This window comes from Solidesulfovibrio sp. C21, assembly GCF_047785625.1.
In the GTDB taxonomy this organism is placed as follows: domain Bacteria; phylum Desulfobacterota; class Desulfovibrionia; order Desulfovibrionales; family Desulfovibrionaceae; genus Solidesulfovibrio.
Genome location: NZ_JBLODY010000038.1, coordinates 1 through 19,842 on the forward strand (window position 1 = coordinate 1; position 19,842 = coordinate 19,842).

Sequence of the window (19,842 nt, forward strand, 5' to 3'; positions counted from 1 at the left end):
CCTTTCTGAAGAAAGGTTTCCCCCCAGGCCCCCCTTCCCAAGACTTTTAACGGTCACAGGATGTTATCCAACTATCATCCAGCTCGTTAGAAACTTTAGGAAGGGGAGAGCGCGAGAGGGGACAACCCTTTTTAAAGGGTTTCCCCTCTCGCACTTCCCTCCTCCAATAATTTTTGAAATTCATCGGCATCCATAATGGTGATGCCGAGGGATTGCGCTTTGGCCAGTTTGGAGCCCGGGTCCGCGCCAACGACGAGGTAGTCGAGCTTTTTGGAGACGGCGGACACGACCCGGCCGCCGGCGGCCTCCACCAGCGCCTGGGCCTTTTCCCGGGACAGGCCGGGCAACGTGCCGGTGAAAAGGAACTTCTTGCCGCCAAGGGGCGTGGCTTCGGGGGGAACGGCGGTTTTGGGCTCGCTGACGGGCCACAGGCCGATCTGCCGAAAACGTTCGAGGAGTTCACGGTTGGCGGCGTTGTCGAAAAACTCGCGGATCGAACCCGCCACTTCCGGGCCGATGTCCGGCAAGGCGGTCAGATCCTCGGACGTGGCGGCGGCAAGTCCGTCGAGGTCGCGAAAATGTTCGGCCAGGGTCCGGGCCGTGCGCGTGCCGACCTGCCGGATGCCGAGCGCGGCGATGAGTTTGGCCAGGCTGGCGTTTTGCTGGGCCTTTTCCACGGCGGCCACGAAATTGGCGGCCGACTTCTCGGCCATGCGCTCCATGGGGATGAGGTCCATCTCGGTCAGGTTGAAGAGATCGGCCGGAGTTTTCACCATGCCCTTGTCGATGAGCGTTTTCACCCACTTGTTGCCGATGCCTTCGATGTCGAGGCCCGACTTGGACACGAAATAGGCGATGCCCCGGCGCAGCATGGCCGGGCAGGCCAGGTTGACGCAGCGCCAGGCCGCCTCGCCCGGAGCGCGCACGGCGGGGGAATGGCACGACGGACAGATGTGCGGGAAAGGAAACGGCTCGGCGTCCGGCAGGCGTTTTTCCGGCACCACCCGGACCACCTCGGGGATGACGTCCCCGGCCCGGCGCACCACCACCATGTCGCCCGCGCGCAGGTCCTTGGCCTTGATCTCGTCCTCGTTGTGCAGCGTCGCCCGGGACACCGTCACACCGGCCAGGGAGACGGGTTCGAGGATGGCCACCGGCGTCAAAACGCCCGTGCGGCCCACCTGCACCTCGATGCGTCTAAGCACCGTCTCGGCCTCGTGGGCCGGAAACTTGAGCGCGATGGCGAAACGCGGGGCCCGGCCGGTGAATCCGAGCGCCTCCTGGTCGGCGAGGCTGTCCACCTTGACCACCACCCCGTCGATCTCGAAGGGCAGGTCCGGCCGGCGCACGCCCATGGTCTTGAAATAGGGATAGACCTCGCTTTCCGTGGCGACCTTGCCTTCCCTGGCCACGGGCAGGCCGAGCTTGCCGAGCCCGGCCATGAGGCCGGAATGGGTGGTCCAGCCCGGGTCCGCGCCGGCCCAATCCTTTTCGCCGATGGCGTAGGCGAAAAAAGTCAGGGGGCGGCTGGCGGAAATTTTCGAATCGAGCTGGCGCACCGAACCGGCGGCGGCGTTTCGCGGGTTGGCGAAAATCTTCCCCCCCTGCTCCCGTTGGCGCTCGTTGAGCTCGTAAAAGTCCTGGCGCGTCATGACCACTTCGCCGCGCACCTCGAGCAGCGCCGGCACGGGCAGGTTGGCCCTTACCGCATGGGGCCGCAAATCGAGCGGCACGTTTTTGACCGTGCGCACGTTTTCGGTCACGTCTTCGCCCACTTCGCCGTCGCCGCGCGTGAGCGCCCCGACATAGACACCATTTTCGTAAATGATCTCCAAGGCCAGACCATCGAACTTGGGGTCGACCCAGAAGGTGCGCGTGAAGGGCTGCCCTTCCTTTTCCAGCTTGTTGGCCGCCCGGGTCACGAAATCCTGCCACTCCTCCTCGCTCATGGCGTTGTCCAGGCTGTACATGGCCAGCCGGTGCGGCTTGGAGACAAAGGCCGGCAACACCGTGCCGCCGACGCGCTTGGTCGGCGAATTGGGGTCGTCGAGTTCGGGATGGGCCGTTTCCAGCTTCCTGAGCTCCCGGTAGAGGGCGTCGTAGGCCGCGTCCTCGATGACCGGGTCGTCCAGGACGTAATAGCGGTAGTCGTGTTCGTGGATTTGCGCCCGAAGTTCGCGCAGGCGCGCGGCGGCGTCTTTTCCCTCGCTCATAAGCCCCCATCCTTTGGCGTTTCGCTGCCGCGCGCGGTGTCGCGGCGGGAGAGCCAGATGGCTTTTTTGCGGATATCGGTCAAGAGCCGGATGCGCTGTTCCCGGCGCAACCGTTTGATCTCGCCGGCATCGTACTTGCCTTGGAGCTTGAGCATATTGCCGTGGGCATTGGCCCCGGCGACGCGGCTTCGCCTCGTGTCGGCCCCGCTTTTGCGGGCATGGCCCACGGCCAGATGGCCCTGGCATACGGCAAAGCGTCCGGCCAGGGCGGCGCGCAGGTCGCGGTCGAAATCGTCGAACTGGGACGGCGCAAAGCGGATGTCGAAATCCCCGCCGGCATCAAGGGCTTGCCGGGAAAAGAGGTGGCAGCAGCCGGTGACGCTCAGGCACGGCCGGCAGAAGGTGAACTGGCCCAGATCCGGGCCTTGCAGATGCAAGTCCGTGGCGGCAAAGGGCTGACCAGGGGCCCCGGGCGCGAGATGGAGCTCGGCCGCCTGGAGCACGGCCGGGCTGCCGGCATCGCTGATGCGGCAGCCGTAGACCCCGGCTTCGGGATAGGCGGCCACGGCCGCGCCGAGGCGAAGCGCCCAGTCCGGCGGCAGGGTCAGGTCGTCGTCGAGATAGGCCACGAAATCGGCTCTCTGCGCCTCGGGCAAATGCTTGAGCCAGTTGCGGCCGGCCGGCGCGCCCACGTTGACCGGCGCGCACACGGTGAAAAACCGCTCCGTCCCGATACGGTCGCCAAAAGCGGCCAGCACCTCGGGCGTGGCGTCGGTGGAGCCGTTATCCAGCACGAAGATGCGGTACCGATCGAGTGCGCTCGCCAGCACGCCCTCAAGGGTCCGGCCCAGGTCGTCGGCCTTGTTGAAGGTGTAGAGAAAGATCGCCAGTTCGCCGGGCAGCGGCGTACGCGCCGTGTCCAGGCCGCGCGCCAGGTCGTGCAGGACGAGCAGCGCCCCGGCGTTCCACGGCCAATGGTCAAGGTAATCGCGAAGCGCCGCCATGCCGGCTTCCCGGCCTCCCAGGCGCATGTCGGCCTGGACCGCAAGCCAATGCAGCCCCGGCGTGGTCGCGGAAGCGAGGCACTTTCTCCAAGCCGCGAGACGGTTAGGGTCCCCGCTGGCCACGGCGGCCAATCCGAGCACCCGCGAGGCCAGCGGCGCGCCGTCCGTCGGCCAGGAAGCGTCGTAGCGCGTGAGAAACCCTGCCCAATCCCCGGTCCGGGCGGCGTCGTCCAGCGCCTGTCGCCACGGCGCGGCCCACGGCGCGTTCGCCGCCACGCCAAGCGCCGCCCGGGCGGCAGCGGACAGCAGCCCGTTCTGTCCGGCGGTCATGGTCAGGATGGCCTTGGCCAGTTCGGCATTGAGAGGATCGAGGTCAAAAGCCAGAAGCGTCAGATCGAGGCCCAGCCGGGCGGTCGCAGCGGCTTGCGGTCCCTTGGAGCGCAGGGCCTCCAGGCCGAGGCGCGCCGCCTGATTGCGGGCCAGACAGCCGATAAGCAGTCCTTCGGCCACGGCTTCGGGCAGGGCGTCGAATGCCGGCGGCAAAAAAAAGTCGTACGGCCCCATGTCCCCTCCCTTCTACAGCCTGTCCACGTCCTCACAGTCAGCCTGCCAGCTTTTGACGCGCTCACGCCAATCCGGCCCCAGCCGCTTTCGCAGATAGAGATCCTCGGCCCGGGCGGCGGTGTCCAGGAATCCGCGCACCTCCCTGGCGGCGGTGTGGTGGCGATGCCGCACGATCATGGTCTGGTCCACCACCAGCTTCCAGCCGGCTTGGTGCACCCGCGCCGACAGCCAGACGTCCACGCCGTAGCCATAGGGATTGTCGTCCACATCCAGACCGCCGACAGCGTCCAGGCAGTCCAGGGAGACCAGCGGGGCCACGCCGTCCATGACGCGCACCAGGCGATACTGGCTGCCCGGTTTGGCCATCATCTGCGGATGGTAGGGACTCCCGGCAAAGGCCGGGGAATACAGCCCCACGCGCCCCACGGTCGCCTCCAGCCGGGCCAGACGCCCGAGCGCCCGGGCCAGATGCGGCGGCCGGCTCGTAAAAAGGATGTCGTTATTGAAAAACCACAAATGGGTCTTGCCCATGTCCCTGGCCAGGATGGCGGCCTGGGCCAGCGCGCCGGCCCAATAGCAATTTTCGGGCAGCCGTTTCCAGGCGTCGGGAAAGGGATCGGGCGCGGCGTTATCCAGCACCCGCGCGGCAAGTTGCGGATCGGGATCGCTTTGGGCCAGCTGGTCAGCCAGCCGCCTGGTCACGGCCGGATTGCCGTAGTGCAGGATGACGATCAGCGGCCGGATGGCGTCCGCCGGGGTCAAAGGACCTCCTTGAGACCGTCGAGCCCTTCCGTGCGGCCGACCAGGATCATGGTGTCCCCGGCTTCGAGAATGGCCTGGGGCAACGGATTGAAAATCATCTCCCCGGACGCCTTCTTGATGGCGATGATGATGAGGTTGAAACGGGGACGGATGCGGGCCTCGATGAGGTTCTGATTAACGAAATCGGACGTCTCCGTCACCTGCAACTCTTCCATTTGCAGGTCGACTTCGCCGCCCCCCCGGCCGGCCAGCTCCAGAAAGGTCGTGACCGTGGGCCGCAGCACCGACTGGGCCATGCGCACGCCGCCGTAGAGATGGGGCACGAGCACCTGGTCCGCCCCGGCCCGTTGCAGGCGCTGGGTGTGGCCCAAGGCGTCGGCCCGGGCCACGATGCGGATGGCCGGATTGAGTTGGCGCGCGGTCAGGGTCACGTAGACGTTGGCCGCCTCCTGGGTCAGGGCCGCGACCAGGGTCCTGGCCCGGGCCAGGCCGGCCGCCAGCAACGTCTCGTCGGCCGTGGCGTCGCCGAAGACGTGGGGAATCCCCTGCTCGTCGAGAAGCCGTATGACTTCCTCGCTGTTCTCCACGACTACGGTGGGCATGTTCTCGGCCAGAATCTCCCGGGCCACGATGGACCCGATGCGGCCGTAGCCGCAGATGATGACATGATCGCTCAGGCCGTCGATGATTTTCTGCATGCGCCGTCTCCCGAGATACTGTTGCAGCCGGCCTTCCACCAGCACCTGGGTAAAGGAGCCGACGAGATAGGCGAAGGCCCCCACGCCCAAAACGATGAGCAGCATGGTGACCACGCGGCCGTCATGGGACAGGGGGTAGACTTCCTGGAACCCTACGGTGGAAAGGGTGATGACGACCTGGTAGAGGCTGTCGAAAAAGCTCCAGCCCTCCACATACATATAGCCCGTGACGCCCAGGCAGAAGACCAGCGCCAGGGCGAGGAAGCCGCCAAGCAGCGGCCCCCAGGTCCCCAACCTGTGGTGCAGCCGCACGGCCCGGCTATGCATGCGCATAAAATTGCGGCCGTCCGACATCTCAGCCCATCTCCAGCAAGCGCTCCCGCAGCGACGCCACCTGGTCCCGCAACGCAGCCGCCTTCTCGAATTCCAGAGCCTTGGCCGCTTCGCGCATTTCCCGCTCCAGCATCTTGATCTTTTTTTCCAGGGCCTTTTTGGACATGCCGCCATAGGCTGCGGCTTCCTCGTGCACCGAAGCCCCACGCGACGACATGGACGGGGAACCGCCGGCCGCCGTCTGCGCCCCCTGCCCGTACAGGCTGTCCAGCACGCTGTCCATGCTCTTGATGATGGTGGTGGGCGTGATGCCGGCCTCGCGGTTGGATGCCTCCTGCTTTTCCCTGCGCCGGGCCGTCTCGTCCATGGCCGCCTGCATGGAGCGGGTCTCGGTATCGGCGTAGAGGATCACCCGGCCGCCGGCATTGCGGGCCGCCCGGCCGAAGGTCTGGATGAGCGAACGGGCCGAGCGCAAAAAACCTTCCTTGTCCGCGTCCAGGATGGCCACCAGCGACACTTCCGGGATGTCGAGCCCCTCGCGCAGCAGGTTGATGCCGACCAGCACGTCGAATTCGCCCTGGCGCAGGGCCTTGATGATGGCCACCCGCTCCAGGGTGTCGATGTCGGAATGGAGATAGCGCGCACGCAGGCCCATGGAGTTGAAGTATTGGTTGAGCTCTTCGGCCATGCGCTTGGTGAGCGTGGTGACGAGCACCCGCTCCCCGGCCTCCGCCCGCACCCGGCATTCGGCCATGAGGTCGTCCACCTGCCCCTTGGTCGGCCGCACCTCGATCTCCGGGTCGAGCAGGCCCGTCGGCCGGATGATCTGCTCCACCACCACGCCCTCGGACCGATTCACTTCCCAGTCGCCGGGCGTGGCCGAGACGAAAACGGCCTGGCCGATGCGGCCGAGGAATTCCTCGAAATTGAGCGGCCGGTTGTCCAGCGCCGAGGGCAGGCGGAAACCGAAGTCGACCAGGGTCTGCTTGCGGGAACGGTCCCCGGCGTACATGCCGCCGGTCTGGGGCACGGTGATGTGGGATTCGTCCACGAAAAGAATGAAATCCTCGGGGAAGTAATCGAGCAGTGTGTACGGCGGCTCCCCGGCCTTGCGGCCGTCCAGGTGGCGGGAATAGTTCTCGATGCCGTTGCAGTAGCCGAGCTCCTCGATCATCTCCAGGTCCTGCATGGTGCGCATTTCCAGGCGCTGGGCCGCCAGCAGGTCGTTTGCCGCCCGAAGCTCGGTCAGGCGCAGGCGCAGCTCTTCCCGAATGTCCGAAACGGCGCGGTTCAGGTTGTCGCGGTCGGACACGTAGTGGCTGGCCGGAAAGATGATGGCCTTTTGCATGGCCCCCAGGACCTCGCCGGTCAGCGGATCGGTCTCCAGGATGGATTCCAGCTCGTCGTCGAAAAATTCCAGGCGCAGGGCCCGATCCCGGCTGTAGGCGGGAATCAGCTCGATGACGTCGCCGCGCACACGGAACACGCCCCGGTGGAAGTCGTAGTCGTTGCGCTCGTACTGGATCTCCACCAGCCGGGAAATCACCGCCTCCATGCCGGTCTTCTGGCCGACTTCCAGGGAGAGCACCATGCGCTCGTAGTAATCGCGCGACCCGAGGCCGTAGATGCAGGACACCGAGGCTACGATAAGCACGTCACGCCGGGTCAAAAGCGAATGGGTGGCGGCGTGGCGCAGCTTGTCGATGTCGTCGTTTATGGACGCATCCTTCTCAATGTAGGTGTCCGTACGCGGCAGGTAGGCTTCCGGCTGGTAGTAGTCGTAATAGCTGACGAAATACTCCACGGCATTGTTGGGAAAAAGCCCCTTGAACTCGCTGTAGAGCTGAGCGGCCAGGGTCTTGTTGGGGGCCATGACCAGGGCCGGGCGATCCAACCGGGCCACCACCTGGGCCATGGTGAAGGTCTTGCCCGTGCCGGTGGCCCCGAGCAGCACCTGGCTCGGCACGCCCTGGGACAGGTTGGAGGACAGGGCCTCGATGGCCCCGGGCTGGTCGCCTTGCGGACTGTATTCGGATTCAAGCTGGAAAAGCATGGTGTTTTTTTGTACATCCCCGGTCAACGTAACGAAAGCGAAAACCCCGTGGCGTTTCGACCGGCACTTGCGCCGCGCCGCAGCCGGGGTCAGCCTGCCGTGTCAAGGAGACGCTCCCATGGAAATCGACGTCGTTCCGGCTGATTTCAACCTTCCCGTACACCGGGCCTGGACCGTGTCCATGGTCATCAAAAGCTTCAAGGGCCGCAAGGACGTTACCGTCCACCTGTTTCGCCCGGAGTGGGACCCGGCCGAGGAAAAAATCTACGACTGGGGCGCCCTGATCGGGGACCCGGTGGACCCCGACCTGCCGGTGAGCATCGAAAGCTGCCGACGCATCCTGCTCGAATCCTTCACCGAGGAGGAGCGCGACGCGCTCGTCACCTACCTCAAGACCCGGTACAAGGACAAGCTGTCCGAGATCCACGCCTGCGCCCTGAATCTGCCCATCCCACTGGGGCTGACCGCCCTGTCCGAACTGACCGAAGGCAAAAGCGTGGGTTTTATCCGCTTCGACAAGATCCCCAATTACACCCTATCCTTCCCCGTGCGCGGCTATTTCGACTTGAGCCAGCACAAGCCCATCATCGAAGGATTGGATTAGCGGCACATTCCCTGTTCTTGCCCACCATCCGCCAGACCGGGGCCGTGCGAAAGCGGCCCCTCCGGAGCGCCCCATGCAGAGCGTCTGTGTTTTTTGCGGTTCCTCGTCCGGGCTCGACCCGGCCTATGTGGATGCGGCCAACCGGCTGGGCCGGTTGCTGGCCGAGGAGCATATCACCCTCGTCTACGGCGGAGCCTGTGTCGGGCTCATGGGCGCGGTGGCCGACGCGACGCTCGCCGCCGGCGGCAAGGCCATCGGCGTGCTGCCGGATTTTCTTCGCCGCAAGGAGCTGGCCCATCCGCGCCTGACGGAAATCCATGTGGTGAACTCCATGCATGAGCGCAAGGCCCGCATGGCCGAGCTGGCCGAGGGGTTTATCGCCCTGCCCGGCGGCATGGGCACCCTGGAGGAGTTCTGCGAGATCATCACCTGGGCCCAGCTCGGCCTGCACACCAAACCCTGCGGCCTGCTCAACGTGCAGAGCTACTACGAACCGCTGTTGCATTTTATCGACCGCATGACCACGGAAGGCTTCATCAAGGAAAAACAGAAAGGTCTTGTGCTGTCCGCGGAAACCCCCGAGGAAATGCTGGCGGCCATGCGCACCTTCGAACCCATCCGGGTGGAAAAATGGGTGGACACCCGCGCCCGGGCGTAGGGTGCGCGAAGGGGAAAGAGGAGCGAGAGGGGAACCCTTTTTGAAAAAAGGGTTCCCCTCTCGCGCTCTCCCCTCCCCAAAACTTTTGGCTTTTGTAGCTGGTTAGAGACCTCATTCCCTTGAGTGAAATCCCGGGAAGAGCAACAGGGGAAGACCTTCCTTTTAAAAATTTCCCGGAAGCCTATTAGTCCCTATACGTTCCTGCGACTTTACACCCGCCGCCGCGACGACTATTAAGAATTGGCCGTTACGGATTTTTTTCCTTTCTTTACTGAAAATGATATTCTCTCTCAAAAGGAGTACGGCATGTCCCAGCCCCTCTCGCAACAGGACATCCTGCGGGCCCTCGTGGACGATGTCCGGAGCGTTGCGGATGCCCCCATCACCGATGTGACCACCGGCAACTGTCTGGCCGCCGTATCCGCCCGCCATTGCGGTCTGGCCTCCCTCGTCTCCCACATCGCCGCAGGCCTCGATCCCGTCAGCCCGGCCCGGGAAAATCTGCCCCAAAGCGCCAAGGAGTTGGCCCTCACCCTGGCCGATCCCGAGGTTTCCAACACCGACAACGCCTCCCTGGCCATGGCTGCGGTCAACGCCCTGCTGCCGGCCCCGGAAAACGTCACCGAACACCACGGCCAGGAACTGATGCTGGCCCGGGGCAAAGGCAGGAAAGTGGCCGTGGTCGGTCATTTTCCCTTTGTCGACGCCCTGCGCGGCGTGTGCCAGGAGCTCTGGGTATTGGAAAAGCGGCCCCGGCCCGGAGACGTGCCCGCCTCCAAGTCCGGCGAGGTGCTGCCCCAGGCCGACGTCGTGGCCGTCACCGGCACCACGCTTTTAAACGGCACCCTGGCCGGACTTCTGGCCAGCTGCCGCAAGGACGCCTATGTGGTCATGCTCGGCCCCACCACGCCGTTTGCCGCCTCGCTCTTCGACTGCGGCATCGCTGTGCTGGCCGGTTGCGCCGTGCCCGATCCCCAGGCGGCGCTTGCCGGCATCCGGGCCGGCAAATGCTTCAAGGGACTCTCCGGCGTGCGCCAGACGGCCTGGACCCGGCCGGGCGCGTAACGGAGTCGTTTGAGCGTTCTTTACCTCCTCCTTTTCTCCCTTAGTACTTCGACGGACACGTGCCGTCGCCGCCGGAGATGCCGTCGTCGTTCGAGGCCGGGGCATCCCCCGGGCCGACGGCGCGCAGGATCAGGTACCCGAGCAGGCCCGAAATCGTCGACGCGGCCAGGATGGCCAGCTTGGCCTTGGCGTCCAGGGCGCTCTGGTCGCCGAAGGCCAGCCCGGCGATGAAGATGGACATGGTGAAACCGATGCCGGCCAGACAGGCCGCACCGTAGTAATGTCCGGCGCGCAGCCCTTCCGGTATGGCGGCCAGGCGCAGCTTGAACATGGTCCAGCAGGCGAGAAACACCCCGGCCTGCTTGCCGATGACCAAACCGGCCAGGATGCCGAGCGAAACGGGTTCGGCCAGGCCGCTGCCGGCCCCGGAGGCAAGCGGCACCCCGGCGTTGGCCAGGGCGAAAAGCGGCATGACGGCATAGGCCACGAAGGGATGCAGCCCGTGCTCGATGCGCGGCAGAGGGGGGCTGGCCTTGTGGCAGGCGTCCTCCACCGCCCCGATGGCGGAGAGCCTCGCCTTGTCGGCCAGAAGCGGCCGGCCGGAACCGTTCGCATGCTCGAAACAGCCGAGCAACCGCCGGACCCTGGCCACGAAAGCCTCGCCAGGGATACGGGTCCGGGCCGGGATGGCCATGGCCGCCAGCACCCCGGCGATGGTGGCGTGCACGCCGGATTTGAGAAACGCCAGCCAAAGCACGGCGCCAAGGAGCAGATAGACCACGGGATGGCGCACGCCGGCCACATTGGCCCCCAGCATGCAGACGAACATGGCCCCGCCCACGGCCAGGCAAATAAGCGAGAGGTCGCCGCTGTAGAAAACGGCGATGACCAGCACGGCCCCGATGTCGTCCACGATGGCCACCGCGGCCAGAAACACCTTGAGTCCGGACGGGACGCGCCGGCCGAGCAGGGACAGGATGCCCAGGGCGAAGGCGATGTCCGTGGCCATGGGGATGCCCCAGCCGGCCACGGACGGCGTGCCGGCATTGAAAAAAGCGTAGAGCGCGGCGGGCACGGCCATGCCGCCCACGGCCGCCGCCACGGGCAGGGCCGCCTGGGCCGGGGAATTGAGTTCGCCAACCAGGGCCTCGCGCTTGATTTCCAGGCCCACGGTAAAGAAAAAGACAGCCATAAGCCCATCGTTGATCCAGTGGAGCAGCGTCTTGGACAGGACCATGTCCCCGAAACCGACCGTGACAGGGGTCTCCCACAGGGCGAAATAGGACGGGGCGAACCGGGAATTGGCCCAGAGAAGCGCGAGGATCGTGCAGGCGATGAGCACCAGCCCCCCCGAGGCTTCCACCCGGCTGAAGCGCACGAAAGGGGCCAGGGCCTGCTCGATCAGCGGTATCGCCTCGTGTTCCGTGGCGTTAGACGTATTCATGGAGCTCCTTGCGACATATTCTTTGGTATTGCTGCCATCAGGGTAATGGAAAACGCCTGCCCGGCGCAACCGCAACCACATTTTACGAACGGTTGCACACAACCGTTTCTGCTTGTTGCCCGGTTCCACTCGCTGTATAGGTCCAACATGGGCAACCGCCCGTTGCCGCATGCGCGGCCAACCGCAGCCTTGGAGGCTTTATGCCGATGTTCGTTTCATTGCAGCCCGTCATGGCGCTCATCGCCGGCATATTGATCCTGATCATGCCGCGCCTGCTCAACTATATCGTGGCCATCTACCTCATCATCGTAGGCATTTTGGGCCTGACCCACGGCCGATTCTGATCCGGCCCCGGTTGCCCCCGTCCCGGCCTTGGGATACAGCCGGCCAAGGATTTTTTCATGCCGTCTCTTCCCATTGCCCCAAACGACCCGTGGCTGGCCCCGCTGGCCGGGTTTTCCGATCTGCCCTTCCGGCTATTGTGCCGGGAGCTGGGCGCTGCCGTGGCCGTGACCGAAATGGTCAGCGCCAAGGGGCTTTTTTACGATTCCCGCAACACCAAGCGGCTGCTGGCCACCGCGCCCCCGGACGCGCCGCTGGTTGTCCAGCTGTTCGGAGCCGACCCGGACTACCTGTCCCGGGCCGTGACCGCCCTGTCCGGGGAAGGATACGCCTTTTTCGACCTCAACTGCGGCTGTTCGGTGCGCAAGGTGGTGAAAACCGGGGCCGGGGCCGCCCTGCTCGGCGATCCGGACCGGCTTGTGGCCTGCGCCCGGGCCATGGTCGACGCCGCCGGCGACGGCCGGGTGGGCGTCAAGCTGCGCCTTGGCCCCAAGCCGCCCGATTTTTGCGCCCTGGCCCTGCGCGACCGGCTGACCGAAGCCGGCGTGGCTTGGCTGACCCTGCATCCCCGCCATGCCAGCCAGGGCTTTTCGGGCCGGGCCGATTGGGACCGACTGGCCGCTTTCGCAGCCGAGGCCACGGTGCCGGTCCTGGCCAGCGGCGACCTCATGACGGCCGACGACGCAGCGGATTGCCTGGCGCGCACCAGCGCGGCGGGGGTCATGTATGCCCGGGGGGCCTTGGCCGACCCGCGCGTTTTCACCCGTCACGCCAATCTGTTGCGGGCCGGGCAGGGCCTGCCCGATCTGCCCATCCCCCCCATTTGCGACGTCATCCGCCGCCATGCCGCCTTGTGCCGCACGTATGCCGACGACCGGCGGGCGCTCCTGAACATGCGCACGGCCGTGCCCCGCTATCTGCGCGAACTTCCGGGCTGTCGCGCCTTGCGGGACAGGCTTTGCCACTGTACAGCCTGGGAAGAACTTGACGCCATCATCAACGCGGCCGAACACTTAAGCCACGAATCGGTCGCGACAACCGGAGACGCCGAATGAAACTGTTGCGCGCCGAAACCGCCGGCTTCTGCATGGGCGTGGACCTGGCGCTTAAAAAGCTGGCCGCCCTCATCGTCCCGCCCGGACGTTCGCAAAAAAACGGCCAGGGCGCAGCACTCCTCACCTTCGGCCCCATCATCCACAACCCGCAGGTGCTGGCGGAATACGCGGCCAAGGGCGTGCGCGTGGTCAACGATCCGACCGACATCCCGGCCGGGGCCACGGTCGTCATCCGCGCCCACGGCATTCCCGAGCCGGTGCGCCGGCAAATCGCGGCCCGGGGGGCCAGGATCGTGGACGCCACCTGCCCCAAGGTGAAAAAGGCCCAGACCCTCATCTCCGCCCAGGCGAATCTGGGCCATGAGCTGCTTCTTTTCGGCGAGGCGGACCACCCCGAGGTCAAGGGACTTTTAAGCTACGCCACGGCCGGAGCCCGCGTTTTCGGCTCCCTGAAGGAACTCGAAAGCCTGGATCTGGCCGAGGGGCCGACCTACTTCCTGGCTGCCCAGACCACCCAGGACGAAATGGAATTCCTGCGCATCCGCGACTTCTTGAAGGACCGGTTCGGCCCGGGGCTCACCGTGCTGTCCACGATCTGCAACGCCACCATGAACCGCCAGCAGGAGGCCATGGATCTGGCCGCCACCGTCGACTTCATGGTCGTGGTCGGCGGCCGGGAGTCGGGTAATACCAGACGGCTGGCCCAGGTGGCCCGGACCGCCGGCACCCCTTGCGTCCATGTCGAAACGGCCGAGGAGCTTTCTCCGGACATGGTCGCCGGCAAACGCATAATCGGCTTGACAGCCGGCGCTTCAACACCCAAGAAAATCATTGACAGCGTGCAACAGGTGCTGGAAGCGTTTTAATTGAAACGGCCTACGCCCGGAGACAAGCATGTCCCAGACCAATATTCTGCTCGAAGCCGGCACCAATGAGCTGGAAATCGTGGAGTTTTTCATCGACGAACCAGCTCCCTCCTCGTTCACCAACGACACGCCGGAGACTTCCGGCAAGTATCGCGGCTATTACGGGGTCAATGTGGCCAAGGTTCTGGAGATCATCCGGCTGCCCAAGATCACGGCCATGCCCGAGGTCTCCCATCCGAGCGTGCTTGGCGCGTTCAACCTGCGCAACCACATCATCCCGCTGGTCGATCTGAGCGTATGGCTCGACAAGACGCGCCAGGAGACGGACTCGCCCAAGGTCATCGTCACGGAGTTCAACAACGTCACCACCTCCTTTCTCGTTTCCGGCGTCACCCGCATCCACCGCATGAGTTGGGAGGCCGTGGAGCCGCCCAATCGCTACGTGTCCAAGATGAGCGGCGACTGCATCACCGGCGTGGTCAAGCTCGAGGACCGCATCGTATTTCTGCTCGACCTGGAAAAAATCGTGGCCGACCTCAACCCGAACCTCGGCCTGCGCCTGGACATGAGCATCCAATGGGACTCCTCCAGCCGCTACCGGGCGCTGGTGGCCGACGACTCGGTGCTGGTGCGCGAGATGTTAAAGGACCTGCTGCAAAAGGCGGGCTTCGACGTCACGGCCGTGCAGAACGGCCGCGAAGCCTGGGAACTGCTGTTGCAGATCAAGGGAAAATCCGAGACCGAGAGCCGGCCGCTTAGCGACTACATCCATGTCATGGTGGCCGACATCGAGATGCCGGCCATGGACGGCCACAACCTGACCAAGCGCATCAAGGAAGACCCCTCCCTCAAGCAGCTGCCCGTGATCCTTTTCTCTTCGCTCATTACGGACAAGCTGCGCCACAAGGGCGAGGCCGTGGGTGCGGACGACCAGATTTCCAAGCCGGACGTCAGCCAACTGGCCATGCGGGCCAAGGCCCTCATCGAACAGAAAATCGGGGCTCAAACCGCCGCCTGACCCCTTTCCCCTCCCGAGGGGGACCGTCTTCGTATTCCCGGTGAGGTCTTTGCGCCGGACCGCAGGCCACCGCCCGCGAACAGTGCCGCGCCTGTCGTGCTGCGCCGCCAGCCGGGCATCCCTTTTGACACGTGCCCGCATTTATGCTTATCTGATGCGCTTTTTTCAGAAAACCCATGCGCTTCGGAGGCGTTTCCCATGACTGATTCTTCTGCGTCGCAAGACGGTAAAACCGTGAACGACATCAACTCCTTGCTGGAGATGCCCATCCGCTACTGGAAGCAATGCCTGACCGCCGTGATCGTCATCGTCGCCGCCGCCGGCGGCTACGCCCTGTACGGTACGTATCAGAAAAGCCAGGTCGCAAAAGCCGAGAGCGAACTGGGCGCCATCGTCACCTCCAAAAGCGGAGCCGAGCGCCTAAGCGCCCTGGAGGCCCTGGCCAAGTCCGCCCCGGCCGGCGCCCGCGACGGCATCGACCTGGAGATCGCCAAGGCCGCCCAGGATCTGGGCGACTACGCCAAGGCGGCCACCGCCTGGCAGGCCGTGTCCAAGTCCGCCCCGGCCGGCATGAAGACCATCGCCACCCTGGGCTACGCCACGGCCCTGTCCAAGTCCGGCCAGGATGCCAAGGCCGTGGAAGTGCTCGAGAACCTGAGCGTCACCGCGCCCAAGGCCTTCACCATGACCGTGGACCAGCAGCTTGCCGTCACGGCCGAAGCCGCCGGGCAGTGGCAAAAGGCCCTGTCCGCCTTCGAGCGGCTCAAGGCCGGCGGCCACATTACCAACGCCGCCTTCATCGACACCAAGATCAGCGAACTCAAGGCCAAGGCCGACACCACGGCCAAGAAAAAGAGCTAGCGCCTCGTTCTCCAAACTACTCCCAACGCGTTTTGCAGACAACGCGTTGGGGTGTCGTTTTTTTTCAATACGACCGTAGTTTTCAGGGAACGCAACACGAGCCGCTTTTGGCGGCAACCCGCTTCCCGGCGCGCCGGGAATGGCAGGACGCCGACGCGGCGTCCATTTTCCGTCGGAGGTTTGTACGTGGGTAAGGAATTATTGACCGCGGCAGCCGGAGAGACGCTGCTTCTGCTTGGCAACGAGGCCATCGCACGCGGCGCCATCGAGGGGGGGGTCCGGTTCGTGACCTGCTATCCGGGCACGCCCTCGTCCGAGGTGCCGGACACGTTTTTCCGCTTGTCCAAGGACGGCCCCTACTACTTCGAGTATTCGGTCAACGAGAAAGTGGCCCTTGAGGTGGCTGGCGGCGCGACCCTGGCCGGGCTGCCCGCCCTGGTGACCATGAAACACGTCGGCGTCAACGTGGCCGCCGACCCGCTCATGACCCTGGCCTACGTCACGGCTCCGGGCGGGCTGATCCTGCTTTCGGCCGACGACCCCGGTTGCCATTCCTCGCAAAACGAGCAGGACAACCGCATCTACGCGCGCCTCGGCGGACTGCCCTGCTTCGAGCCGGCCACGGCCCAGGAATGCAAAGACATGGCCCGCGACGCCCTGCTCCTTTCCCGAAGCCTCGAAGCGCCGGTGCTTTTGCGCACCACCACCCGCGTCAACCACGTGCGCGGCCCCGTGACCTTCGGCGCCCTGCCGGACACGCCGGCCGCAAAACCCTTTGCGAAAAATCCGGCCAAGTACGTGCCGCTGCCCGCTTCGGCCCGGCCCATGCATGTGCGCCTGCTCGAACGCCTGGAAAAGGCGCGCGAGGCGGCCGAAACCTCGCCCTACAACACCGTGCGCGGCGCGGGCGAGGTCGGCTTCATCGCCTCGGGCGCGGCCCGCAATTACCTCGCCGACGTGCTGGAAGAAGATGGGCTGGAAGGCGCGGTGCGCGTGCTCGAACTGGGCATGAGCTATCCGCTGCCGGAAAACCGCATCGCCGATTTCCTGGGCAAGTGCCGCAAGGTGGTCATCGTCGAGGAACTGGAGCCGGTGCTGGAAAACGAGATCCGCGCCCTGGCCCAGAAACGCGCCATCAGTGTGGAAATTATCGGCAAGGGGCCGCACCTGCCGCGCCTTGGCGAATACGCCACGGTCAACGTGCGCGCTGCGGTCAATGCCGCACTCGGCCGCGAGACCGCCGTCGTCGAAACCCTGTCCGTGCCGGCCGACCTGCCGAAGCGCCCGCCGAACCTGTGCGCCGGCTGCCCCCACCGGGCCGCCTACTACGCCGTGCGCGAAGTCTTCGGCGACGACGCCGTCTATTCCTCGGACATCGGCTGCTACACGTTGGGGTTTCTGCCGCCTTTCCGGGCCGCCGACTTTCTTCTCTGCATGGGCTCGTCGATCTCCGCCGGCGCGGGTTTCGCCCGGGCCTCGGGCAAGCCGGTGGTGGCCTTTATCGGCGACTCCACCTTCTTTCATTCCGGCATCACGGGCCTTATCGACGCCGTGGCCTACAACCACGACATCCTGATCGTGATCCTGGACAACCGCACCACGGCCATGACCGGCCACCAGCCCAACCCCGGCGTCGACACCACCATCTTCGGGGAAAACCCCAATCCGGTGGACCTTTCGGCGCTGATCAGGGCCTGCGGCATCACCCCGGTCAAGGTCAACCCGCTCAACCACAAGGCGACCATCGCGGCGCTTACGGAATTCGCCGGCCAGTCCGGCCCCCGCGTGCTCATCGCCCAATATCCCTGCCCCATCCACGCCCGCCGCGTGGGCCAGGCCAAAAAGACCCCGCCCGCCCGGGTGACCGGCGATCCGGCCGCCTGCCTCACCGTGCGCGACAGTCTGGCCTGCCCGGCCTTTGCCATGGTAGAGGGCGTTTTCACCATCAACGCCGAACAATGCGACGGCTGCATGTACTGCGTGCAGCTCTCTGCCGAGATCAAGCCCGGCAAGAAGGAGGCCCGATGAACCGCGCGCGCATTTTCCTCACCGGCGTCGGCGGCCAGGGAACCCTCACCGCCACCACCCTGCTCGCCCGCACCGCCCTGGACGCGGGACTTCCCGTCACGGCCGGCGAAATCCACGGCATGGCCCAACGCGGCGGCGTGGTGGAGTCGACCATCCTGATCGGCGGCTACAAAAGCCCGGTCATTTCCAAGGGCGAGGCCGATGTGCTGCTCGGCTTCGAACTGCTCGAAACCCTGCGCGCCCTACCGATGCTTAAGCGCGGCGGGGTTGTGGTCGGCAACAGCGAATCCGTCCAGCCGGTCGGCGTGTGCCTGGGCCGGGAATGCTACCCGCCCCTCGACGCCGTGCTCGAGACCGCCCGTGGCTTCGCCGCCCGGGTGGTCATGGTGCCCTGCATCAGCCTGGCCGAACAGGCCGGCACGGCCAAGGCCGCCAACATGGTGCTGATCGCGGCGGCCGCCGCCTGCGGCGCGCTGCCGTTCGGCGTCGACGCCCTGATCCGGTCCGTGGAGAAATACCTGAAGCCCAAGATCGTCCCGCTCAACCTCAATGCTCTCGAGCTTGGGGCTGCGGCGGCAGCTACGGGTCAGGCGGCGTGATCGATCCGCTCACTTCCTTCGACAGCGCCGGTCCGGCCTTCTACCGGGCGCTTTCGCGCATCGCGGCCGTAACGGGCCCTGGTCGGGCCGTGCGCAGGGGACTCGAAAACGCCCTGGCCATCCTGGTCGAAACCCTGGGCTACCGGCGCGCCTGCCTGGAGTTGCACGACCTGCCCCAGGAAGGCGCGCGCATCATCCTGTCCCACGGCAAGGACCAGGGGCTGGACCATCTCTATGGTCCGGCCCCGCTGTCCACCGGCCAGGTCATCGGTTCCAGGCGGTCCCTGGTGCTCCAGGACATCAAGGACCACCCGGACTTCCTGGGCCGCCCCCCCGAGGAGCTGACCAGCCTGTCCTACATCTGCGTGCCGGTGACCGTGCCCGAGCCGGATGGCCAGGTCGAGGGCTTCGAACCGGTCAGCCGCACCGGCGTGGTCGGGGCCTTGAGCGTCGACCTGCCCAAGGCGCCCATGGTCTTTCTGGAAGCCCAACGGGAATTTCTGAGCGTGGTCGGCGCGGTCATCGGCAACGGCGCATTGCGTCTGCGCGACGAGCTGGACCGGTCCCGGCGCCGTCCGGCCGTTGCCCCCCAACCCGTGGAGACCAAACCGGAAACGGGGGAACCATCGGCCGAAAGTGAAATCATCACACCCGTGGCCGCGTCCAAGAGCATGCGTCTGGTGTTGCGCCAGATCGCCCAGGCGGCGGACGCCGGCGACCCGGTGCTCCTTCGCGGCGAGGAAGGTACGGGCAAGGAAACCCTGGCTCGCTACCTGCACGCCCAGGGCGACCGTCGCCATCGCCCCTTCGTGCGTCTGGCCTGCGGCGACAAGCCGGCGGAAGCCGTGCTGGAAGCGCTCTTCGGCGTGCAAAAGGGCGAACGCTCCAAAGCCACCCGCTCCCGGCGGGGCATATTCGAATTGGCGGCCGGCGGCATCGTCTTTCTCGACGACATCGACGAACTGCCCCTAAGCGCCCAGAAGCAGGTGCTGCGCATCATCCAGGAAGGCTTCGTGGAACGGCTCGGCGGCGACGCGCCGGTGCCCGTGGACGCCCGCATGGTGGCCGCGACCCGCACCTCCCTGGAAGACGCCCTGGCCAGGAACGAATTCCTGGAGGACCTCTATTACGCCCTGGGCGTTTTCTCGATCTTCGTGCCGCCGCTTCGGGAACGCACCGGCGACATCCTGCCCCTGGCCGAGCGCTTTCTGGAGGAATTCTCCCGCCGTACGGGCAACAACGTGCGCCGCATCTCCACCCCGGCCATCGATCTGCTCAACCAGTACCATTGGCCGGGAAACGTCCGCGAGCTGGCCCACTGCATGGAGCGGGCCGCCACCATGTGCGACGAGGCCGTGCTGCGCACCTACCACCTGCCCCCGACCCTCCAGACCGGGGAATCCTCGGACACGGAACCGTCCCTGTCCTTTGGCGAGGCCGTGGCCGATTTCGAGACCGAGCTGCTGGTGGAAGCCCTGAAAAAGGCCAGGGGCAACATGTATCAGGCCGCGCGCAACCTGCGCGAGAGCTACCGGGTGGTCAACTACAAGGTCAAGAAGTACGGTATCGACCCCAAGCGTTTCACCCCCGGCCGCCACAGCTGATTGTCCAGAAAACGGTTTACCCTACCCAGCCAACCGCGTACGATCATACGCCAATCCATCTCCCATCGGAG

General features: G+C 65.5%; 17 protein-coding genes. 11 read left to right on the forward strand and 6 right to left on the reverse strand.

Annotation, left to right across the window (positions count from 1 at the left end):
• Positions 1 to 131 precede the first annotated feature (131 nt).
• Genes ligA through uvrB form a run of 5 tightly spaced genes read right to left on the reverse strand, consistent with a single transcriptional unit; the run spans position 132 to position 7,627 of the window.
• Positions 132 to 2,213: an NAD-dependent DNA ligase LigA gene (gene ligA, locus ACMZ6R_RS12280; RefSeq protein ID WP_416111815.1), complete on the reverse strand. Its 2,082-nt coding sequence runs from the start codon at positions 2,211 to 2,213 to the stop codon at positions 132 to 134.
• Positions 2,210 to 3,781 (reverse strand): glycosyltransferase family 2 protein, encoded by a 1,572-nt coding sequence (locus tag ACMZ6R_RS12285; protein ID WP_416111817.1) that lies wholly within the window; start codon positions 3,779 to 3,781, stop codon positions 2,210 to 2,212. Before ACMZ6R_RS12285 ends, ligA begins: the two co-directional genes overlap by 4 nt.
• A 12-nt stretch (positions 3,782 to 3,793) precedes the next feature.
• On the reverse strand, positions 3,794 to 4,543 hold the full coding sequence (locus ACMZ6R_RS12290; protein WP_416111819.1) for a hypothetical protein: 750 nt from the start codon (positions 4,541 to 4,543) through the stop codon (positions 3,794 to 3,796).
• Positions 4,540 to 5,574 carry a potassium channel family protein gene (locus ACMZ6R_RS12295; RefSeq protein WP_416111821.1) on the reverse strand — a complete coding sequence of 345 codons (1,035 nt, stop codon included), beginning with the start codon at positions 5,572 to 5,574 and terminating at the stop codon, positions 4,540 to 4,542. The genes ACMZ6R_RS12290 and ACMZ6R_RS12295 overlap by 4 nt, the downstream gene beginning before the upstream one ends.
• Positions 5,575 to 5,596: 22 nt before the next feature.
• On the reverse strand, positions 5,597 to 7,627 hold the full coding sequence (uvrB, locus tag ACMZ6R_RS12300; protein ID WP_416111823.1) for an excinuclease ABC subunit UvrB: 2,031 nt from the start codon (positions 7,625 to 7,627) through the stop codon (positions 5,597 to 5,599).
• Between the two features lie 118 nt (positions 7,628 to 7,745).
• On the opposite strand from uvrB, the gene ACMZ6R_RS12305 reads away from it, so the two are divergent.
• From ACMZ6R_RS12305 to ACMZ6R_RS12315, 3 genes are all read left to right on the forward strand, one after another.
• Positions 7,746 to 8,231, forward strand: coding sequence for a hypothetical protein (locus ACMZ6R_RS12305; RefSeq protein ID WP_416111825.1), 486 nt, complete (start codon positions 7,746 to 7,748; stop codon positions 8,229 to 8,231).
• Between the two features lie 73 nt (positions 8,232 to 8,304).
• Entirely contained in the window at positions 8,305 to 8,889 is a 585-nt protein-coding gene (locus tag ACMZ6R_RS12310; RefSeq protein ID WP_416111826.1) for a TIGR00730 family Rossman fold protein, read from the forward strand.
• A gap of 306 nt (positions 8,890 to 9,195) precedes the next feature.
• Entirely contained in the window at positions 9,196 to 9,954 is a 759-nt protein-coding gene (locus ACMZ6R_RS12315; RefSeq protein WP_416111828.1) for a Rossmann-like domain-containing protein, read from the forward strand.
• 40 nt (positions 9,955 to 9,994) lie between these two features.
• On the opposite strand, the gene nhaA is transcribed toward ACMZ6R_RS12315, so the two are convergent.
• Entirely contained in the window at positions 9,995 to 11,398 is a 1,404-nt protein-coding gene (nhaA, locus tag ACMZ6R_RS12320) for a Na+/H+ antiporter NhaA (RefSeq protein WP_416111830.1), read from the reverse strand.
• 200 nt (positions 11,399 to 11,598) lie between these two features.
• On the opposite strand from nhaA, the gene ACMZ6R_RS12325 reads away from it, so the two are divergent.
• The 8 genes from ACMZ6R_RS12325 to ACMZ6R_RS12360 all read left to right on the forward strand — a co-directional run bounded on the left by ACMZ6R_RS12325 (position 11,599) and on the right by ACMZ6R_RS12360 (position 19,771).
• The gene (locus tag ACMZ6R_RS12325) at positions 11,599 to 11,742 is read left to right on the forward strand and encodes a DUF3096 domain-containing protein (RefSeq protein WP_416111832.1); all 144 of its coding nucleotides are present in this window, start codon (positions 11,599 to 11,601) and stop codon (positions 11,740 to 11,742) included.
• Positions 11,743 to 11,799: 57 nt separating this feature from the next.
• On the forward strand, positions 11,800 to 12,795 hold the full coding sequence (locus ACMZ6R_RS12330; RefSeq protein WP_416111834.1) for a tRNA dihydrouridine synthase: 996 nt from the start codon (positions 11,800 to 11,802) through the stop codon (positions 12,793 to 12,795).
• A complete protein-coding gene (ispH, locus tag ACMZ6R_RS12335) occupies positions 12,792 to 13,661 on the forward strand; it encodes a 4-hydroxy-3-methylbut-2-enyl diphosphate reductase (RefSeq protein WP_416111836.1) in 870 nt (289 codons plus the stop codon). The genes ACMZ6R_RS12330 and ispH overlap by 4 nt, the downstream gene beginning before the upstream one ends.
• Before the next feature lie 28 nt (positions 13,662 to 13,689).
• Positions 13,690 to 14,679, forward strand: coding sequence for a chemotaxis protein (locus ACMZ6R_RS12340; RefSeq protein ID WP_416111838.1), 990 nt, complete (start codon positions 13,690 to 13,692; stop codon positions 14,677 to 14,679).
• A gap of 198 nt (positions 14,680 to 14,877) precedes the next feature.
• Positions 14,878 to 15,540: a tetratricopeptide repeat protein gene (locus ACMZ6R_RS12345; protein WP_416111840.1), complete on the forward strand. Its 663-nt coding sequence runs from the start codon at positions 14,878 to 14,880 to the stop codon at positions 15,538 to 15,540.
• A gap of 186 nt (positions 15,541 to 15,726) precedes the next feature.
• A complete protein-coding gene (iorA, locus tag ACMZ6R_RS12350; protein WP_416111842.1) occupies positions 15,727 to 17,568 on the forward strand; it encodes an indolepyruvate ferredoxin oxidoreductase subunit alpha in 1,842 nt (613 codons plus the stop codon).
• Positions 17,565 to 18,167, forward strand: coding sequence for an indolepyruvate oxidoreductase subunit beta (locus tag ACMZ6R_RS12355; RefSeq protein WP_416111844.1), 603 nt, complete (start codon positions 17,565 to 17,567; stop codon positions 18,165 to 18,167). The genes iorA and ACMZ6R_RS12355 overlap by 4 nt, the downstream gene beginning before the upstream one ends.
• Complete coding sequence (locus ACMZ6R_RS12360; RefSeq protein ID WP_416111846.1) at positions 18,164 to 19,771, forward strand: sigma 54-interacting transcriptional regulator; 1,608 nt, start codon at positions 18,164 to 18,166, stop codon at positions 19,769 to 19,771. The genes ACMZ6R_RS12355 and ACMZ6R_RS12360 overlap by 4 nt, the downstream gene beginning before the upstream one ends.
• The last annotated feature ends 71 nt before the right edge of the window (positions 19,772 to 19,842 follow it).